Raw genomic sequence first — 3,792 nt, forward strand, 5'->3', positions numbered from 1 at the left:
CTGCCAGGTTCCGGACGCCCGCTGACGTCACGGCGTTCCTCGCGAACAACAGCCCCACGGAGATCAAATCAGCATGTTGATTCTCTGCGAGCCCTAACGCCTGGCTAACGTGCCATTGATCGTCGGCTGTCGGCTGTCGGCTGTCGGCTGTCGGCAGTTGGCCTGTCGGCCCGGATCGTCGTCCGGATGCCCGCCGGATGGATATCCGGATGCCGCAGGCGACGCCGACGGCTATGTTGGACGTGTCCAGGTGCGCAGGACGGGGTTACTTCCACTGTTAATGGGGCGGTCGCGGGTTCGAGTCCCGTCGTCGACTTCGGGTCGTTGTAGCTCAGTTGGTAGAGCACCACGTTCCCCAGCCGCTTTGATCTCTGGACATCCGAAGGCCCTGTCAGGCCAACCGCATCACGCGGGGGTCTGACAGGGCCTTCGTACGACAGCGGGTCAAAAGCGGGGTCTACGCCGGTCACATCGATCCACGCTGGTCTGCGCCGGTCCACGCCGGTCCACATCGGTCCATGCCGGTCCATGCCGGTCCATGCCGGTCTACGCCGCCTCAACGACCTCCGCACGCACCGCAAGCGCCCAGACCTCCAGCAGCGCCGCATACTCCGTCATGTCCTGCGCCGTCCACGGTCGGCCGCCCCGGGCGCACACAAAGCGCCGAATCGATTCATTCGCGTCGGAGACAGGAACGGGCGCACCCGTAGAGGGAGGGGGAGTTGGGGACATGTGAGACATGTTAGGGGCAGTCACTGACAACGCATCACCTCGTGCGCCCGCCGTATGCCGACGCCGTGCGTCCCGCCCGGCAGCCTTCCGCCGCCTCAACTCACTGACCAGGGAGGACCGTCGGCGACTCGACGCCCATTGATGTCTGCATGTGTCCGGTCCCACACGCTCCGCGTACGCCAGCTGCCGTACGCGTAGCCGTCACCGCGCCGACGGAACCGCCGACGCCGCAGCCCGGCTCAATCATCAATGGAGGAACAGGCAGAACGGATGGCCGGCCGGATCGAAGAAGACACAGACGTCGTCCTGCGGCTGAACCTCCGCCCGCGTCGCCCCCATTGCGACCGCGTAAGCGCCCGCTGTCTCCAGGTCGTCGACGCGGATGTCCAGATGCAGCATCTTCTGTTGCTGCTCGGGCCGCTCAGGCCACACCGGGGGCTGATAGTCCGGCTCGGACTGGAACGAGAGACCCACACCCCCATCCGGACACTTGAGCAGCACCCAGTCCGGTTCGCTCAGTTTCACCTCCCACTCCAGCAGACGCCGGTAGAAGTCCGCGAGCGCATGAGCGTCCGGACAATCCATGACCACCGTCGCCAGCGAGAACCGAGGTCCCGGCCCTCCTCCAGCGCGCTGTCTTACGCCGCCGCGATCCGCCATTGTCAGTGGTCGCCCGTACCGTGGTTCAGGTAACTATCCGAGCTGCTGGCGCTCCTCGGACCCGCCCCGCCCCTGTGACAGCGCACGGGGGCGGGGCACACACTTCCCACAGTCCATCACGTAGTGAACGGTTGCCCACCGCTTGCCGTCCTGTTGCCAACCGGGTGCTGGCCGGGGTGGTCGTACCGGGTGACCGGGTGCTGACCCGGTACCAGCCGTCACCTGGCCCAACCGAACGCGGCCCGTCCGCGAGCCGTCGAACCGTCGATCCATCGATCCGTCGAACCATTAATCAGATCGCCGCGAGAGAACGCCTGTTGTACTCTCCAGCTACAAGTTCTTGCTTGCACCTCCCGGTGCGCAGGCCCCGGTTCCTTCCTTTCAGAAACCGACCCGGAGCCAATTCTGATCTCGGGAGGCAAAGCATCGGGGTGCCCGGTGCGCAGGAAACGGATACTTCTCCTTCTCAAGAGAGAGACCCGGGTTCGAATCCCGGCCTCCGGTTCACGGGTTGGTGGCCTTCGCGGCCTTCACAGGTACGTGACCAGAGGTAGTTCAGCGGCCCAGAACGCTTTGTCTCCGTTGCCGAAAATCGATCTTGGGCACCCTTATGCTGACGCCTCCCCTCCAAGTGAGGGGATTTCTATCATGGCCCGCTTCAATACCCGCACGGCCCGCCCGTCGCCCGGCTCGCCCATAACGACGACCGGGGAACGTGCCGCCACCCACGAGGGTGCGACGGGCCATCTGCGTGACGCCAAGTCGGAGCTCTTCCTCCTCGCGGTGGCCAACATGGTCGGCACCGACAGCTTTTACGAGAAGGGCGGCGACCGGGACGACCGCTACACCCAGCTCGTCCGGCAGCTCGCCGTGGAGGACGGCGACTGGACGGCCGGCCTGCTGGGCTGGCTGCGCGGCCCCGGCAATATGCGTACCGCCGCGATCGTCGGGGCGGCCGAGTACGTCAGGGCCCGCCTCGACGGCGCGATGACACCCACGCACGCGACCGCGTCGAACCGCTCTGTCATCGCCTCCGTGCTGAAGCGCCCGGACGAGCCCGGCGAACTCCTCGCATACTGGATGGGCCGGTACGGCCGACGCGTCCCGAAGCCCGTCAAGCGCGGAATCGAGGACGCCCTCGGCGGCCTCTACACCGAGCGGGCCCTCCTGAAGTACGACACCGCCGGGCACGCGTTCCGGTTCGGCGATGTGATCGAGCTGGTCCACCCCGCGCCCGCCGCGGCATGGCAGGGCGACCTGTTCAAGCACGCCATCGACCGCCGCCACGGGCGTGGCGACGAGCCGCCGGCCACGCTTGAGCTGCTCCGGACGCGCGCCACGATCGCCGGCTGGACGACCGAGCAGCGGCGCGAGCTGCTGAACCGGCCGGACGCCGCGGACTTCCTGCGCCGCGCGGGGATGACCTGGGAGGCCCTGGCGGGCTGGCTCCAGGGGCCGATGGACAAGGCGGCGTGGGAGGCCGTCATCCCGTCCATGGGGCTGATGGCCTTGGTGCGCAACCTCCGCAATTTCGACGAGGCCGGGGTCAGCGACACGGTCGCCGCACGGATAGCCGCGCGGCTCGCCGACCCCGCAGAGGTGGCCCGCTCACGCATGTTCCCGTTCCGCTTCTGGGCCGCGTACAAGCACGCGCCGTCGCTGCGCTGGGGCCACGCCCTGGAGCAGGCGCTGGGCCACTCGCTGAGCAGTGTGCCGCGGCTGACGGGGCGCACGCTGATCCTGGTGGACCGGTCGCCGTCGATGTTCCCCGGCTACGCCTTCTCGACCCCGAACCGGTCGGATATCTCTCTCGCCGAGCAGGCCGCGGTGTTCGGTGCCGCGCTCGCCGTGCGGGCGGAGGCGCCGACGCTCGTCGAATTCGGCATGCGGAGCCGGCGGATCGATGTACCGAAGGGCGCGAGCACGCTCCGGCTGATCGAGAAGTTCGAGCGGATCGACGGTACGGACATCCCGTCCGCGGTCAAGGCGCATTACAACGCGCATGACCGTGTGGTGGTCGTTACGGACGAGCAGACCCGCCCCGGCTGGCTGCCGTCGAACTGTCATGGCCACTGGGGAGGAATGCCGGAAACGCAGATCGACGACCTCATTCCGCGGCATGTACCGGTGTACATGTGGAACATGGCGGGGTACCGGACCGGGGCGGCCCCGTCCGGCGGTGCGAATCGCCATGCGTTCGGCGGGTTGACCGACCAGGCGTTCCGTATGGTGCCGCTGCTGGAGGCAGGGCGCGACGCGAAGTGGCCGTGGCAGAACTGAAGCCGGTATTGCGGCAACGCGGCAATGCAGCAACGCGACAACGCTGCAACGCGGTAATGCGGCAACGCAGCAACGCGGTAATGCGGCAACGGTGTCGAAGCGGCGGCCCGGATTCCTTCC

General features: G+C 67.5%; 2 protein-coding genes. One reads left to right on the forward strand and one right to left on the reverse strand.

Annotation, left to right across the window (positions count from 1 at the left end; genetic code table 11):
- Positions 1-978: 978 nt before the first annotated feature.
- Positions 979-1,317, reverse strand: a complete 339-nt coding sequence (locus tag AB0I10_RS40645) for a VOC family protein (protein WP_363157770.1) — start codon at positions 1,315-1,317, stop codon at positions 979-981.
- Between the two features lie 723 nt (positions 1,318-2,040).
- On the opposite strand from AB0I10_RS40645, the gene AB0I10_RS40650 reads away from it, so the two are divergent.
- Complete coding sequence (locus AB0I10_RS40650; protein ID WP_363157769.1) at positions 2,041-3,672, forward strand: TROVE domain-containing protein; 1,632 nt, start codon at positions 2,041-2,043, stop codon at positions 3,670-3,672.
- Positions 3,673-3,792 lie beyond the last annotated feature (120 nt).

The organism is Streptomyces sp. NPDC050636 (assembly GCF_040654775.1).
Lineage (GTDB): Bacteria > Actinomycetota > Actinomycetes > Streptomycetales > Streptomycetaceae > Streptomyces.